11 protein-coding genes are annotated in these 16238 nt (G+C 66.8%); 9 read left to right on the plus strand and 2 right to left on the minus strand.

The genetic code is table 11. The features are described from left to right. Nucleotides 1-19 precede the first annotated feature (19 nt). From ACZ0AJ_RS22145 to ACZ0AJ_RS22180, 8 genes are all read left to right on the plus strand, one after another. The gene (locus ACZ0AJ_RS22145; protein ID WP_499456520.1) at nucleotides 20-2674 is read left to right on the plus strand and encodes a TonB-dependent receptor; all 2655 of its coding nucleotides are present in this window, start codon (nucleotides 20-22) and stop codon (nucleotides 2672-2674) included. 72 nt (nucleotides 2675-2746) lie between these two features. Beyond that, entirely contained in the window at nucleotides 2747-4468 is a 1722-nt protein-coding gene (locus ACZ0AJ_RS22150) for a hypothetical protein (RefSeq protein WP_499456521.1), read from the plus strand. A 13-nt stretch (nucleotides 4469-4481) separates the two neighbouring features. Further along, entirely contained in the window at nucleotides 4482-5726 is a 1245-nt protein-coding gene (locus ACZ0AJ_RS22155) for an ABC transporter substrate-binding protein (protein ID WP_499456522.1), read from the plus strand. Nucleotides 5727-5762: 36 nt separating this feature from the next. Further along, the gene (locus ACZ0AJ_RS22160; protein WP_499456523.1) at nucleotides 5763-8345 is read left to right on the plus strand and encodes a family 20 glycosylhydrolase; all 2583 of its coding nucleotides are present in this window, start codon (nucleotides 5763-5765) and stop codon (nucleotides 8343-8345) included. A gap of 91 nt (nucleotides 8346-8436) precedes the next feature. Continuing rightward, nucleotides 8437-9825, plus strand: a complete 1389-nt coding sequence (locus tag ACZ0AJ_RS22165) for an ABC transporter substrate-binding protein (protein WP_499456524.1) — start codon at nucleotides 8437-8439, stop codon at nucleotides 9823-9825. Next, the gene (locus ACZ0AJ_RS22170) at nucleotides 9797-10504 is read left to right on the plus strand and encodes a response regulator (RefSeq protein WP_499456525.1); all 708 of its coding nucleotides are present in this window, start codon (nucleotides 9797-9799) and stop codon (nucleotides 10502-10504) included. Before ACZ0AJ_RS22165 ends, ACZ0AJ_RS22170 begins: the two co-directional genes overlap by 29 nt. A 25-nt stretch (nucleotides 10505-10529) precedes the next feature. Next, complete coding sequence (locus ACZ0AJ_RS22175) at nucleotides 10530-11987, plus strand: ATP-binding protein (RefSeq protein WP_499456827.1); 1458 nt, start codon at nucleotides 10530-10532, stop codon at nucleotides 11985-11987. A gap of 24 nt (nucleotides 11988-12011) precedes the next feature. Then, the gene (locus ACZ0AJ_RS22180) at nucleotides 12012-13049 is read left to right on the plus strand and encodes an alpha/beta hydrolase (RefSeq protein WP_499456526.1); all 1038 of its coding nucleotides are present in this window, start codon (nucleotides 12012-12014) and stop codon (nucleotides 13047-13049) included. On the opposite strand, the gene ACZ0AJ_RS22185 is transcribed toward ACZ0AJ_RS22180, so the two are convergent. Continuing rightward, nucleotides 12988-13560, minus strand: a complete 573-nt coding sequence (locus ACZ0AJ_RS22185; protein ID WP_499456527.1) for a hypothetical protein — start codon at nucleotides 13558-13560, stop codon at nucleotides 12988-12990. The genes ACZ0AJ_RS22180 and ACZ0AJ_RS22185 overlap by 62 nt on opposite strands. Nucleotides 13561-13641: 81 nt before the next feature. Then, nucleotides 13642-14214, minus strand: a complete 573-nt coding sequence (locus ACZ0AJ_RS22190) for a GbsR/MarR family transcriptional regulator (protein ID WP_183554028.1) — start codon at nucleotides 14212-14214, stop codon at nucleotides 13642-13644. A gap of 288 nt (nucleotides 14215-14502) precedes the next feature. On the opposite strand from ACZ0AJ_RS22190, the gene cydD reads away from it, so the two are divergent. Then, on the plus strand, nucleotides 14503-16188 hold the full coding sequence (gene cydD / locus ACZ0AJ_RS22195) for a thiol reductant ABC exporter subunit CydD (RefSeq protein ID WP_499456528.1): 1686 nt from the start codon (nucleotides 14503-14505) through the stop codon (nucleotides 16186-16188). Nucleotides 16189-16238: the final 50 nt, after the last annotated feature.

Consider the following 16238-nt stretch of genomic DNA (forward strand, 5'->3'; position numbering starts at 1 on the left):
TTCATACCAGGAGCACCGGATGTCTCTACTGAAACCACATACAACGCTGATCAGCGCGGCTGTCGCCAGCGCCTGCATCGCCATGCCGGCCCTGGCGCAGGACACGGCCGGAGCGGCGACGCCCCGGCAAAACACCGGTGAAGCGATCGCCGAGGTGCGGGTGACGGCCACCCGCCATTCGACCTCGCTCCTGCGCACCCCGGTGTCGGTGACCGCCGTCGGCCAGGAAGAACTGACCCGCAAGGGCATCACCGATGTGCGCGGTCTGAGTGGCGAAGTGCCCAACCTGCAACTGGGCAGTGCGACCGATGGCAGCTCGGGCGTGAAGATTTCGGTGCGCGGCGTGAGCAGCAACGACTTTACCGAGATCGGCAATCCGGCGGTCAGCCTGAACGTCGACGGCATCTACACGCCGCGCCCGCAGTCGGCGCTGGCGCTGCTGTTCGACCTGGAGCAGGTCGAAGTGCTGCGGGGTCCGCAAGGCACGCTGTTCGGCCGCAATGCGACGGGCGGCAGCATCAACATCATCCCGAACAAGCCGCAATTCAATTCGACCGAAGGCAATGCCGGCCTCACGCTCGGGCGCTACAACCTGCGCCAGATAACCGCCGTGCAGAACATCCCGGTCAGCGACACCTTCGCGATGCGCGCCACGATGATGGTCATCAAGCGCGACAGCTACCTGAACCAGGAGCAGGATTTCTACGCCGCGAACTTCCCGGAATTCGGCGTGACCCCGGCGCGCGATGCGGCCGGCAACGTCATTCCCGATGTCGACCAGCGCTACAACCGCAAGGTCGGCGCCAGCGACGCTTATGGCAACAAGGACGAATGGGCGGCGCGCCTGCAGGGCCGCTGGAAGATCCGCAACGATCTCGAATGGCTCGGCGCCTACGAGCGCTACACCAACAAGGGCGCCGGCGACATCGCGCTCAAGGATTGCACGATGGCGGCCGGCACGGCCCACGCCTGCCCGGGCGGGCAGTGGGACGTCAAGATCAACCGGCCGGGTGAACTGGACTGGAACATCGACACCTTCCGTAACCGCCTGACCTGGAGCGTGAACGACCACACGACCGTCGAATACAACGTGTCGTATTCGGAGCAGAACCGTCGCCAGATCCGCGACGGCGACTCGGGCTACCAGCCGCTGGCCGAAGACATCAATATCTACGGCGGCTTCGTCAACGATTCGGCCGGCTTTACCAATTCGTCCAAGTTCAAGACCACGGTCCAGGAACTGCAGCTGCGCGGCGAGCAGGGCAATCTGCGCTACGTCACGGGCCTGTTCTGGATGCACGAAAAGAACGCGATCGAGTTCGGCGAAGACTCGATCTCGGCGATGGTCAACGCACCGGGCGCGCCGTACTACGCGCTGTACGACCAGACCGACCGCCAGTCCGAATCGATGGCCGCCTTCGGCCAGGTCGACTGGGCCTTCGCGCCGAAATGGAACCTGACGGTCGGCGGGCGCATGACGCGCGACGAGCGCGAAGACAAGAACGGCAAGTTCTACGACTCGGGCACCACGGGCGATCCGTATTCGTACTTCCAGGGCCAGTACACGCCGATCCCGGGCCGCTTCTTCAACAGCAGCGACCTGAAACCCGGCATGGGTTCGTACTACGGCGTGGCCGGCATGGCCGGCATCACGCCTGACGTGAGCAGCAACCGCGATTCGTGGAACAAGTTCACCTGGCGCCTGGGCCTGAGCTACCAGGTCACGCCGGACGACTTCGTGTTCGGTTCGCTCTCGACCGGCTACAAGGCCGGTGGCTTCAGCGACAAGCAGAACATCTGCGCGCGCGGCCTGGGCGGCAATTGCGCCGACCGCGAGCCGGGCCCGCACTACACGTTCCTGCCATGGAAGCCTGAAACGCTGACCAACTTCGAGGTCGGTTACAAGGGCCGCATGCTGGATAACCGCCTGTCGTTCTCGGCCACTGCCTTCCACAGCCGCTACAAGGACATGCAGATGACCGGCGCGGTCGAGATGGGCAAGATCATCCCGGCGATCCCGTGCACCGCGGCCAATCCATCGTGCGATTCGGCGGTGTTGTACGGCACCACGAATGCGGCCGAAGCGAAGATATCGGGCCTCGAGCTGGAAGGCAAATACCGCCCGTGGGCGGGCGCCGAAGTGAATTTCCAGTACTCGCATCTGCGTGCCAAGGTGGTGTCGTACCCGGATTACACGCAGACCTGGCGTGACGTGCCGTGCGGACCGTTCCGCGCCACTTATGGCGTCGAGCCGTGCGTGCGCTACACGGGGCCGAACCAGGCGCTGGTCGGCCGCTTCCCGGCGAACGTGGTGGGTAATGACTTGCCGAATGCGCCACGCAATTCGGCCCGGATCGAAGTCTCGCAGCGATTCATGCTGACGGGCGACTACGAGCTCACGCCGCGTCTGTCGGCACGCTGGCAGGACAAGATGTACTTCAGCATCCAGAACCTGGACAACCCCAAGGTCGGCAATCAGCAGAACGCCTACGCGACCTATGATGCGTCGCTGCGCCTGACCGCGCCGAGCGGCAACTGGCGCGCCGAGGTGTATGTGAACAACCTGAACGACGTGCTTGCCAAGAACAATGCGCGCATCGTCGACCCGGGGTATGTCATTGGCCAGTACAACGAGCCGCGCATGTTCGGTGTGCGCGTGGGCGTGGACTGGTAATGCGGTGATCATCCGGTCGCCGCCCGGCGGCCGGACAGCAAATGTCAGCAGTGTGTCCTTCAGGAGAATGCGATGCGTGGTGCGAACAATGGTCTGGGTGCGAAAGCGACGGCGGTGGCAACGGCGGTAGCGACGGCGCTGGTGCTGGCCGGTTGTGGCGGTAATGCCGCCGATGGTGGCGTGCAGGCAGGTATGTCGCGGCAGTTGTCGACGGCGCCCGTCGCCGTGGCTGCCGCGTCGCCGTGGCCGGTCTGGTCGGGCTGGGATTTTCCGTACAACGAACCACCGCTGGCCACCACGCCGGCCGTGGCGTTCGGCATCTCGCAACTGACGCAGTCGGCCACGCAGACCGTGTTCCGCGGCGCGCATGCGCTGCCGGCGGGCAGCGTGCAGAACTATCGGCTGGGCGTGTTCATTCACCACGATGTGTTCTATTACCAGGCCGATGCGAGCGCCGTCATCAACGCCGACGGCACGTTCACGCTGACCCTGCCACGTTCGGTGGGCAGCGCCGACCGCGCCGTGCTGGTGCTGCACCCGGCATCTTACAATCCGCTGTCAGGCCCCAACTGCAATGCAGCCGGCGGCTTTTGCAGCGGCCAGATCACGGGCACGACCAAGCTGTCGCTGCCGATCGATCCGGCAGCGGTCACGGCCTACACCGCCGCTTATTTCCCGGCGCCGGCAACGTCGGCCAACGCGCAGATCGCCGCACTGCAGCGCATGATGAATACGCCGCAGGTCACTGGCGGGCCGTATGGTGCGGGGCGCCTGATCCGCAGCTTCCACGACATGGATTCGGCCTTCCTGTACGACCAGGCGCTGGCCGTGATCGCCTTCAGCCTGGCCGGGGAGCAGGCCAGCGCCGAGCAGATCATCAACGCGCTGGCCAGGTCGCAGACAGCGTCCGGCGCGTGGGTGTTTGCCTATCTGGCCGACGGCGCCGACGCCAATCCCGGCGTGGACATGCGCATCGCCGGCGCCAACGCCTGGTTCGGCATGGCGCTCAACGCCTACCAGAAAGCCTTTGGCAGCACGAAGTACCTGGCCATGTCGACGCGCCTGCACGACTACCTGCGCGCAGAAACCGTGGCCGTGACCATCAATGGCGTGGGCCGCCGCGGCTTGCGCTTCGCGCCGACCAACTACGTGGCGGGCCGCACCGGCATCTTCGCGCTGGAGCACCAGCTCGATGCCTACGCCAGCCTGCACCAGTACCACGCGCTCAATGGCGGCAGCCAGTACCTGACCGCCGCCACGCAGTTGCGGCAGACGGCCGAAAGCCTGTGGAACGGCACGCGCTTTTTGGGTGGCTACGATGCCAATACCGGCACCCTGAATACGGGCGAGCGCTATCTCGACACCTATTCGTGGTCGGTGCTGGCGCTGGGGAACACGGGCAGCGCCGGACAGAACTTCGCCGCCGCACTGCCGGGGATGTGCGATTATTTCAATACCGCCGGGCGCCTGGACTACCCATCGCGCAACGTGAGCGGCATCGTCGGCTTCTACGACGTCATCTACGACAACGTGCCGTCCAGCGCGCCGTTCGTCTGGAGCGAGGGCAGCCTGGGCGCGATCATGGCGATGCGCCAGGGCGCGCCCACGATGCAGTGCGCGGGCAACGGGGCCAGCCAGATGCTCGAGTCGCTGAACTACATGATCGACAAGCTGGGCAGCATGCCGTACGCGACGCGTAATACCAATGCGGACTTCACCAGTTCGGGCAGCGTGGCAGGCACCGCCTGGTTGTACTACGCCAACCGGAACAAGAATCCGTACGCGCACTATTGAGAAGGGCAGGTCGATGCACTTTGCCGGATGGATGCTCTGCACACTGTTGACCCTGGTGGTGCCGCTCGCGCACGCCGGCACGCTCGTGATCGAGAGCTGGCGCGTGGACGACAAGGCGCTCTGGGAAAAGGTGCTGATCCCGGCGTTCCAGCGCAGCCATCCCGGCATCGACGTCAAGTTCGCACCCACCGCGCCCACCGACTACGATGGCCGCCTCGCGGCGCGCCTGGCGGACGGCAGCGCCGGCGACCTGGTTGCGTGCCGGCCGTTCGACGCGTCTTTGAGCCTGTACGCGCAGGGGCATCTGGAGCGCCTCGATGGCAAGCCGGGCATGCAGTATTTCGAGCCGGGCGCGATGGTGGCCTGGCAGACGGCCGGCGCCAGGGAAGCCTTCTGCATGCCGGTGGCGTCGGTGATCCACGGCTTCATGTACAACAAGGCGATCTTCCGCAAATACGACCTGCAGGCGCCGCGCACGGTGGATGAATTCTTTCGCGTGCTCGATGTGCTCAAGAAGAACGGCGTCGCACCGCTGGCGCTCGGCATGGCCGATGGCTGGGAAGCGAGCCAGCTGGTGTTTACCAATATCGGGCCGAATTTCTGGCGCGGCGAGGCCGGCCAGAAGGCGCTGGCCGACGGGCGTGCGCGCCTGACCGATCCGCCGTTCGTCGAGGCACTGCGCTTCGGTGCGCGCATGGGCGCCTATCTGCCCGCGGGCGCGGCCACGCAAACCTATGGCCAGAGCCAGGCGATGTTCGCGACGGGCCGCGCCGCGATCTATCCGGCCGGTTCCTGGGATATCGCGCGTTTCAGCAGCGCGCCCGGCCTGGAGCTGGGCGTGTTCGCCGCACCGGTGAAGCGGCGCGGCGACGCCTGCTTCATCTCGGACCACATGGACCTGGGGCTGGGCGTGAACCGCGCATCGAAGAACAAGCAGGATGCTTTTAAATTCCTGGCCTGGGTCGGCTCGCAGGAATTTGCCGACATCTACAGCAACCGGCTGACCGGCTTTTTCACGCTGTCGAATCACCTGATTGCGATGCGCGATCCGGTGGCCAAGCAGATGGTCGAATGGCGCAACAGCTGTGCGTCGACCGTGCGCCTGAATGCGCAGGTGCTGCATCGCGGGCAGCCCAGCATGGAAAGCGTGCTATGGCGCGTCAACGCCGACGTGCTGAAAGGCACGCTGGCGCCCGAACCTGCGGCCGCCCGACTGCAACGTGATTTCGACCGGTGGTACAAGCCTCCGCAACCCTGAACGACGAACCCACTTTTGGCTGGATTGGAGACACTCTTGGATACCTCACACCTGGTTCGACGCTGCGCCCTGGCCTCACTGCTGCTGGCCACGCCGCTGGCCGGCATCGCTGCTGCACCGGCTACCCCGCTGGCAGCATCCGCTGCGGCCAGCATGGACGGCGTCGCCAGCGGCGCCCGGCTGCAGATGCGCTGGGAACTGCTGCGCAACGAGTACACGCCGCAGATGCCCGAGGGCCGCGCCAAGGCGCGCATGACCCTGACCAACAACGACAGCCAGCGCCTGCCGGCCAAGGGCTGGACGCTGTACTTCAACAGCATGGACGGCGTCGTGCAGGGTGCGGTGACGGGCAATCTGCGCATGGAGCAGGTGGCCGGCAATCTGTACCGCCTGCGCCCACAAGCAAACTTTGCGGGCCTGGCGCCGGGGCAGTCGCTCGACATCGATTATTACCACCCGCAGGTGATCATCAAGATGGCGCGCGCGCCCATCGGGCCGTATCTGGTGTACGACGCGCAGCCCGAGGTCGGCGTGGCGATCAGCGATTTCGCGCTGCTGCCGGTGACGCGCCCCGAGCAGCTGGACAAGGGCGATACGGGCGCCCGACCGGTGGTCACCGCTGCCGATACCTACCGCAGCAACCAGCGTGCCGACCTGCTGCCGGCGAGCGCTGTGCCCCTTGTGCTGCCCACGCCCCTGCAACTGACGCAGGGCAGTGGCAAGCTGCGCCTGACGAGCAAGCCATCGGTGAGCGCGTCAAGGGCGCTGGCAGGCGAAGCCGATCTGGCGCGCTCGCTGTTCCCGGCATCGCTGCAGGGCAGCGGGCCTGCGCTGCGCCTGAGCGTGGGCAAGGTCGAAGGACAGACCTCGCCCGAAGCGTACAGCCTTGCAGTGCGCGCCGGCAGCGGCGCCGGTGCGGGCATCACGATCGTCGGCAACAGCCCGGCAGGCGTGGCGTATGGCCTGCAGACCCTGCGCGACCTGCTGCCGTTGCCCGGCGCCGCCGACCAGTCGGTGCCCGAGGTGACGATTGTCGATGCGCCGCGCTTTGCCTATCGCGGCTTCATGCTCGACGTATCGCGCAACTTCCACACCAAGGAAACCGTGTTCAAGTGGCTCGACCTGATGGCGCGCTACAAGATGAACAAGTTCCACTTCCACCTGACCGAAGACGAAGGCTGGCGCCTCGAGATCGCCGGCCTGCCCGGACTGACGTCGATCGGCGCCGTGCGCGGGCACAGCGCCAGGCCGGGCGTGCGCCTGCAGCCGGCCTATGGCTCCGGGCCCGACCCGCGCGATACGGGCGGCAGCGGGTACTACACGCGCGCCGACTACATCGAGATCCTGCGCTACGCGGCGGCGCGGCACATCGAAGTGATTCCCGAGCTCGAAATGCCGGGCCACGCGCGCGCCGCCGTGCAGGCGATGGAAGCGCGCTACCACCGCCTGAAGGCAGCCGGCGACAAGGACGCGGCCAAGTACCTGCTCAATGATTTCGCCGATCGCTCGGTCTACAAGTCGCCGCAGCTGTACAACGATCACGTGCTCAATCCGGGCCTGGAGTCGAGCTTCACGTTCGTCCAGCACGTCGTTGACGAAGTGGTGAAGCTGCACCGCGAAGCGGGCGCACCGCTGCACACGATCCACATGGGCGGTGACGAACTGCCGAACGGCGCGTGGGAACAATCCCCGGCCAGCCGCGCCATGATGGCGCGCGAACACCTCGAATCCACGGCCGACCTGTGGGACTATTTCTATGAACGGGTCGACGGCATGCTGCGCAAGCATGGCCTCTACACATCGGGCTGGGAAGAGCTGGCGGCGCGCAAGACCACGCTGCATGGCAGGAACAAGCTGATCCCGAATCCCCGCTTCACGCAAAAGGGTTTTCTCGCCTGGGTCTGGAACAATACCGAAGGCGCCGAAGACCTGGCCTATCGGCTGGCCAATGCCGGCTACGACATCGTGCTCGCGCCCGTGACCAAGATGTACATGGACATGGCCTACAACGCCAACCCGGAAGAGCCGGGCGTGAACTGGGGCGACTACATTGAACTTGACACCCCCTATGACTTCATCCCGTTCGACTACCTGAAGAACGCCACTGAGGCTGCGCGCGTGGGCAAGGACGGCCTGACCGATTACGGCAAGCGCCGCGTGCGTGGCCTGGAAGCGACCTTGTTTACCGAGACCGTGCGCGACCCGGCCCGCATCGATTACCTGGTCATGCCGCGCCTGCTGGCGGTGGCCGAACGGGCCTGGGCGCCGGATCCGGCCTGGGCCAACGAGCCCGATGCCACGAAGGCAGCGGCGCTGCACCGCACGGCCTGGTCGGGCTTCGTCAATGCGCTGGGCCAGCGCGTGCTGCCGCGGCTCGACCTGGATCGCACCGGCGTGGCGTATCGCATTGCGCCACCGGGCCTGCTGCTCGACGGCGACAAGGTCCTCGTCAATCATGTGTTACCGGGGATCGCGCTGCGCTATACCGTGGACGGCAGCACGCCGACCGCCAGCAGCCGGCCGGTGACCGGGCCGATCACCGAGCGTGGGCTGATCCAGGTTGCCGCCTTCGACCGCAATGGCAGGCCGGGACTCGTGGCGCGCATCGACCGGCGCTGAGGTCGTGGCCGAAATGCCTGCTGGGTAGCGGAACACGGGGCTATAATCAGCGTTTTCTGCGGGATACCGGGTGAGAGCGTCGATCGGAAAAGTGGCAGGGCGTTGGTGCGACTGGCGACGCCTGCGGCTTGGCGCCATCCTGGCCGTCCTGGCCGCAGGCGCCTTGCACGGCGCCGTGCAGGCGGCGGCGCCGATGCTGGCGATCGTGCCACCGGCGCCCGCGATGTCGTCTGCAACGTCGGCCGCGGCGCCATCGTCCGGCCTGCAGGTGCTGCACTGGTGGACCTCGGCCAGCGAGCGCCGCGCGGCCGACCTGCTGGCGCAGCGCCTGGGCAAAGAAGGCGTGCAGTGGGAAGACGCCGCGATTCCCGGTGGCGCCGGTATCGGCGCCGGCAAGGTCCTCAAGGGCAGGGTGCTGGCCGGCGACGCGCCCGAAGTCACGCAGATCATCGGCGTGTCGGTCGCCGAATGGGCCGAGATGGGCCTGCTGCTCGAACTGGACAACGTGGCCGTTGCCGACAACTGGCGCGGCGTGCTGTTCCCCACGGTCCAGAACCTGATCCAGTACCGCAAGCACACGATGGCCGCGCCGCTCGGCATCCATCGCGTCAATACGCTGTTCTACAACCGCGCGCTGTTCGCCCGGCTCAAGCTGACGCCACCCACCACCTGGACCGAATTCGACGCCGTCGCCGCGCGCCTGCTGGCCGCGGGCGTGCAACCGCTGGCGCAAAGCAGCGAAGCCTGGCAGGTGGCGGCGCTGTTCGAGAACCTGGTGCTGGCCGAAAGCGGGCCGGCCTTCTACCGCGCGCTGTTCGTGCGCCGCAGTCCCGCCGCTGCTTTCGATGCGCGCACCGCGCACGCGCTGCAGCGCCTGCGTACGATCAAGGGTTGGGCCGGCGGCCAGCTGGCCGAGCGGCCCTGGACCGAGGTCGTGCGCCGCTTCGCCGCCGGCCAGGCCGGCATGATGATCATGGGCGACTGGGCCAAGCCCGAACTGGCCGAACACCGGATGGTGCTGGACCAGGACTACGGCTGCGTCGGCGCGCCGGGCACCGGCGCATATCACCTGTACAGTGTCGATACGCTGTCGATGTTCGCCGGCGACTACCGGCACCGCGAGGCCCAGGAAAAGATGGCGCGCCTGCTGCTCTCGCCCTCGATCCAGGCCGACTTCAATCTGCTCAAGGGCGCGGTGCCGGTGCGGCGCGATGCCGATCCGGCGCGCATGGACAGTTGCGCGCGGGCGTCGTGGACGACGTTCGCCGGCGGCGAGGCCGTGCAGGCGCCCAGCCTCGTGCACCGCATGGCGACCGACGAAGCAAGCCGCGACGCGATCATCGCCGAGGTGCATCGCTACCTGCTCGACGACGCCGTGCCGGTGGCGGTGGCGCAGCGCCGCCTGGCGGCCTTGTTCAGACTATTCAATCTAACCAGCCAGGGGACGCCGGGTGCGCAAGATACTGATCGTAGACGATGACAAAAAGACCTGCGTGCTGCTCAAGACGTATCTGGAGAAAAACCAGTACGACGTGATCCTGTCGCACAACGGCGAGAGCTTCCTGGCCGAATTCCATGCGCATCTCGAGACGCTGTCGATGGTGATCCTGGACGTGATGCTGCCCGATACCGACGGCTTCGCGCTGTGCAAGCAGGTGCGCCAGCGCTCGAACGTGCCGATCATCATGCTCACGGCCAGCTCGGACGAAACCGACCGCATCGTCGGCCTCGAGCTGGGCGCCGATGACTACATCGCCAAGCCCTACAGCCCGCGCGAGCTGCTGGCGCGCATCAAGGCGATCCTGCGCCGCGCTGCGCCCGAGACGCCATCGGTGCGCTACCACCGGTTTGTCGGCTTCACGCTCGACCTGGTGGAACGCACCGTGACCGACAGCGCCGGCAATCCGGTGGCGCTCACGGGACTCGATTTCCAGCTGCTCAAATACTTCACCGAACACCCCGGCAAGATCCTCGACCGCGGCCTGCTGTGCGAAGAAACGCGCGGGCGCGATGCCGGGCCGCTCGACCGCTCGCTGGACGTGCAGATCAGCCGCCTGCGTCTGCGGCTGAACGACGACGGAAAGCAGCCGGCGCTGATCAAGACCGTGCGCGGGGCCGGCTATGTGTTCTCGGCCGACGTCAGCGTGTCCAGTGTCTAGCCGCAGCGGCGCCAGGCTCGCGCGCATGCTGCACCAGCCGTTGCAGCGCTGGTTGCCGGCATCGCTGCTTGGCCGCCTGACGCTCGTGATGGTGGCCGGCGTGCTGGTGACGCAGCTGGCGGCCAGCGCGATCTGGGCCAGCCAGCTACGCGCCAAATCGCAGGTCGAGGCGCAGTCGTCGGCCCAGTACGTGGCGCACAGCGCGGCGGGCGCGATCCGCTTCTTTCGCAGCCTGCCGCCGGCCTACCGCCTGCTCATCATCCAGCAGTTGCGTGAAATGGGCGGCACGCGCTTTTTCGTCAACCTCAATCATGCCTACGTGCCGATCGAGCAGATCGCGCCGCACCCGCTTGCGCAAAGCGTGATTGCCACCGTCGACGCCACGCTCAGGAGCGACCTGCCGCATTCGCCGGGCTTCCGGCTCGCGTTTGCCCGGCCTGACCGGCTGGTGGTGGCCGAACACGATGTGCGCCTGGATGACCTGCCCAATGCCTGGGTCCAGCACGTGCTGCTGCTCAAGCCCGACCCGGCCCCGATCCTCGTGATCCAGACCGAGATCGAGCCCGGTAACTGGCTGTATATGGCGGCGCTGATGCCGAACCCGTATTTCCTCGACAGCAGCGATCCGTTCGCGTGGGATCGCCTGATGCCGCAGATCCTCTCGCTGGCCGTGGTGCTGCTGCTTTGCCTGCTCGTCGTGCGCTCGATCACGCGGCCGCTGGCGGCGTTGTCCGATGCCGCGTCGGCGCTGGGCCAGGGCCATGACGATGAGGCGCGCCCGCTGCCCGAAACCGGCAGCCGCGAATTCATCAACACCGCGCGCGCCTTCAGCGCGATGCGCGAACGCATCGGGCGCTATATCGACGACCGCGAGCGCCTATTCATCTCGATTTCGCACGATCTGCGCACGCCGATCACGCGCCTCAAGCTGCGCGCCGAATTGCTGGACGACGAAGCCCTGCGCGACGAATTCGAGGAAGACCTCGATGAACTCGACATGATGGTCAAGGGCGCGCTGCAATGCGTGAAGGACAGCGACATCCACGAAAATCCGACCGAGATCAAGCTCGATACGATGCTGGGCCGCATGGTGCGCAGCGCCGAACTGGCGGGGCACGCGGTGGCCTGGCAGCCGTCCGGCGTGACGGTGCGCGGCAAGCCGCTGGCGCTCAAGCGCGCGCTTGGCAATCTGCTCGACAACGCACTGTTCTATGGCGCGCGCGCCGAGATCAGCGTGCGCCAGGAGCCTGGCTGGGTGCTGATCTGCCTGCGCGACCACGGGCCCGGCGTGCCCGATGAAGCGTTTGCCAGCCTGTTCGATCCCTATGTGCGGCTGGCCCATGGGCGCGAGCAGAATGACGGCGGCATGGGGCTGGGCCTGGGCATCGCGCGCGGCGTGATCGAGGCGCATGGCGGCCGGCTGGTGCTGTCGAATCATCCCGAGGGTGGTTTGAATGCGGTGGTGCACTTGCCGGCCGTTTGACTCTTTCATGTTTCAGGAAAGCCGATGCCATTGACCTTTGACGACGCCGCGCTGGACGAAGCGGCACGCTTCAACGTCCGGCTCGCGCACGCGCCGCGCTTCGGCTCGCGCCACCGCTTCATGCCGCCGCTTGTGCAGGGCCTGCTGCGCTTGTCCCAGATCGGCGCCGACCGCAGGCTGCGCCGTGCCGGCCTGCAGGTCGAGACGCGCATGGTGGGGCTGGAGGGAGTGCAGGTGCAGGTCCGGATTATCCGCCCGCGCGGGCCGGTGGCCGGTATCGTGCTCGATATCCACGGCGGCGGCTGGGTGATCGGCAATGCGGCCATGAACGATGCGTTCAATGCGGCCTTCGCCAGTCGCTGTGGCCTGGCCGTGGTGTCGGTCGATTACCGCCTGGCGCCACGCGCATCGGTGCACGAGCAGATGGAAGAATGTCTGGCTGCGGCGCGATGGCTGTTGCAGGATGGCCTGTCCGAGTGTGCGGATCTGCCGGTCATTGTCGTCGGAGAGTCGGCGGGCGCGCACCTGGCTGCGGCTACGCTGCAAGGGCTGCGGGCCTGGCCGGCGCTGCTGGCGCGCATCGCGGGGGCCGTCCTGTACTACGGCGTCTACGATATGGCCGGCACCGACAGCGTGCGCAGGGCAGGGCCCGAAACGCTGGTGCTCGACGGGCCGCGCATGCTGGCCGGGCTGCGCAGGCTCACGCCCGATCTGGACGACGCCGGGCGTCGCCAGTCGCCGCTGTCACCGCTGTTCGGCGAACTGGCCGGCATGCCGCCAGCGTTGATGATCGTTGGTAGCGGCGATCCGCTGCTCGACGACACGCTGAAAATGGCGCAGCGCTGGCAGCAGGTGGCCGACGTCGAATTGAACGTGGCGCCCGAAGCGCCACATGGTTTCATTCATTTTCCGACCGCGATGGCCAGGGTGACGCTGGCGCATGCGCAGGCGTGGGTGCGGCAACGCATCGCAGCGATGCCGCAGCAGAGGCCAGCGCTGCTCAGCGCATCTGCGTCACATGCGCCTCGCGCAGCGGGTGCCAGCCCAGGCGCGCCGCGATGATGCGCCGGTACGCGGTGTCGATATGGGCTGGCGTGCGGCGGATGTAATCCTCGGCGGCGTCGCGCTGCGCGCCGCTGCAGCTATCCAGCCATGCCACGGCTTCGTCGACCGTCGGCACGCGGCCGCTTACGCCATCGAATTTCGGCGGGATCGCGGTCCAGATGGCGGCGTCGATGCCCTTCGCGCGCAGCCAGGCAGCCACGCGCGGATTGTCTGCCGCGCCGTTCTGCGCCGGCACGCTGCCGATCCATTCGGGGAACGCAGCCCGGATCTTTTCGCGCTCGAACAGCATGGCGCGGGCGGTATCCAGGTTATCGGTGGCGACGTAGGCCCAGTAGGTGGGCATGAGACGTGCGCTGTCGCACAGCACGAGTGCCAGTTCGGGACTGTCGTCGCTCTGGCGGGCAAATTCGATGGGCATGGCGGGGCCGCCCGGATGCCATCCGGAGGCGAGCTTCAGGCCCTGGGGTTTCCAGAGCAGAGAGCCCCAGGCGATACAAGCGATATTCATGAACTGGACTGGTAAGAGGAAAAGGAAAAGCCCAGTCTAGCCGGTCGGCCGAAAGAGGCGAGCACGGCTCTGCCGACCGCCTTATTCTTCCGGCGTTTGCTTCGGCGCCTTGCCGTCTTTGGCAGCGAACAGGCGGTCCTTGGCCGAGAGCAGCTTCTGGACTTTGGAACCCATCTTCATCAATTGCGCCATCGACTCGGGCGACAGGCGCTGCAGGTCGTCGAACCAGTTGTTGGCCAGGTCGACCAGCTCGTGCATCTCGCGCATGCGCTCCTGCGCGAACTTGTCTTCGGGGTGGCTGGCATTGGCCATCAGCGACTCGCGCAGCACCGACAGCGTCGGGGCGACTTCGCGCCGGCGCCGCTCGGCGGCGACCACGCGGAAGATTTCCCACACATCGCCCAGCGACGTGAAGTATTCGCGGCGGTCGCCCGGAATGCGCGACAGGCGCACCAGGCCCCACGACTGCAATTCTTTCAGGCCGATGCTTACGTTCGAGCGCGAGATGCCGAGTTTTTCGCCGATGTCGTCGGCATGCAGCTGGTCTTCGGAAACGAAGAGCAGGGCGTAGATTTGCCCTACCGTGCGGTTGATGCCCCAGCGGCTGCCCATCTCGCCGAAGTGACTGACAAACGTTTGGACAAGTGGCGTCATGGTTGCGAACTTTTCGATGCTTGTGAAAGGTGAATTATCCCACGTCACCCGGACACGTACCACGCATGCACGTGTTTGCCGCCATTGTTGTTAATACGTTCGTAATTCCCGACTAACCTGGTCACCCATTACAGACAAACCAGAAGTTTCAGCGCATAATCCGCTTACCTTCCGAAATTACTGAAGTTTTAGAAAATACAAAAAGTTTATTCCGGGGCACGTCCGATGTTGATGGCCATGGCCCCCGTACGTCTGCCGTTTTGTTGCAACAACGTTTGGAGAACCACCATGCACCGCAGCCAACCCCGCCGCCCGGCACTGCATACAGGCCCTGGCCCTGCGCGTGGCGCCACGCTGGCGATGAGCGGTGCGGCGCTGCTGTGGATTCCGCAGGCGGCGCTGCTGGCGCATGCGGTGGGGCGCCTGGCCCAGGGCGCCGGGCTGGCCGCCATGCTGCTGCCAGCACTGGGGTTCCTTGTCCTTGGCGTGCTGCGCGCCAGCAGCGAAGCGTGGGGCGCGCGCCGCTTGTTTGCCGTGTCGCGCAGCCAGCTCACCGCCATGCGCCAGGCAGCCGTGCAAGCCCTGGCCGCGCGCTCGCCGCTGGACCGCGTGCGCCTGCCATCCGGCCAGGCCGCCAGCATCGTCGCTGAGCAGGCCGAAGCGGTGCTGCCATGGCTGCTGCGCTACGGGCCGGCGCGCATGCGGGTGCTGATGGCGCCGCCCGTCATCGCGCTCGTCGTCTGTTACTTCTCGTGGCTTGCTGCGCTGATCCTGGTGCTGGCCGCCCCCCTGATCCCGCTGTTCATGGTCGTCATCGGCTGGCGCGCCAAGGCTGCCAGCGAAGCGCAACTGCAGCTGGTCGGCGGCATGAGCGGTTTTCTGCTCGACCGGCTGCGCGGCCTGTCGACGCTGCGTGCACTGGGCGCTGTTGACGCCACCGCCCGCCGGGTAAGGGCTTCGGGCGAAGCGGTCCGCGCCAGCACCATGCGCGTGCTGCGCATCGCCTTCTTGTCGTCGACCGCGCTTGAACTGTTTTCAGCGCTGGGCGTGGCGCTGGTGGCGGTGTACGTGGGTTTCCACCTGCTCGGCGAAATCGGGCCGGGCAGCTGGGGCAGCCGGTTGACGCTGGCCGAAGGCCTGTTCGTGCTGTTGCTGGCGCCGGCATTTTTTGAACCGCTGCGCGAACTGGCGGCGGTGTGGCACGACAAGGCTGCCGGCGAAGCAGCGCTCGAGGCGCTGGCCAGGCTGCAGGCGGCCGGCTTGCCGTTGCCGGGCGCGCTGCAAGGGCCCGACGCAGCGCTGCGCATTGGCCGTGCGCCATCGGTCGATATCGAGGGCCTGCGCTTTGCGCACCCGGGCGAAACGCCGCTGTTCGACAACCAGGATGTGTATGTGCGCGTCGGCGAGCACGTGGCGCTCGTCGGCCCCAGCGGCAGCGGCAAGACCACGCTGCTGTCGATCATCGCGGGCCTCGTCCCGTTTGACAGCGGCACCGTGCGCATCGGCGGCGTGCCGCTGGACGCCGGTTCGGCGGCCGGCCTGCGCGCGCGCATGGCCTGGATCGGCCAGAAGCCGCACGTGTTTGCCGGCTCGGTGCGCGCCAACGTGGCGCTCGAGCGTGAGGGCGTGACGGTCGACGCCGTCAGCCGCGCCGTGGCGCGCGCAGGCCTTGGCCAGATCGAGCACGCCACGCCCGGCGAGAGCCTGGGCGAGGGCGGCCTTGGCCTGTCGGGCGGCGAACTGGTGCGCCTTGCGCTGGCCCGCGCGATGTGCGCGCCGCATGCCGGCCTGCTGCTGGTCGACGAACCCACTGCCCACCTCGACCGCGACACGGCCGCCGGCGTCATCGACGCGCTGCTGCAGCTGGCGCAGGGCCGCACCATGATCGTCGCCACCCACGATCTGGAACTGGCCGCGCGCCTGGGCCGTGTCGTGCGCCTTGGCGAACCACTGATTCAACGGAGCGCAGCATGAAACGTGGCAAAGACACAAAGCGTGGCAAAGAAACAAAGCGCGGTAACGAC

This window comes from Telluria sp. AC161, assembly GCF_979258535.1.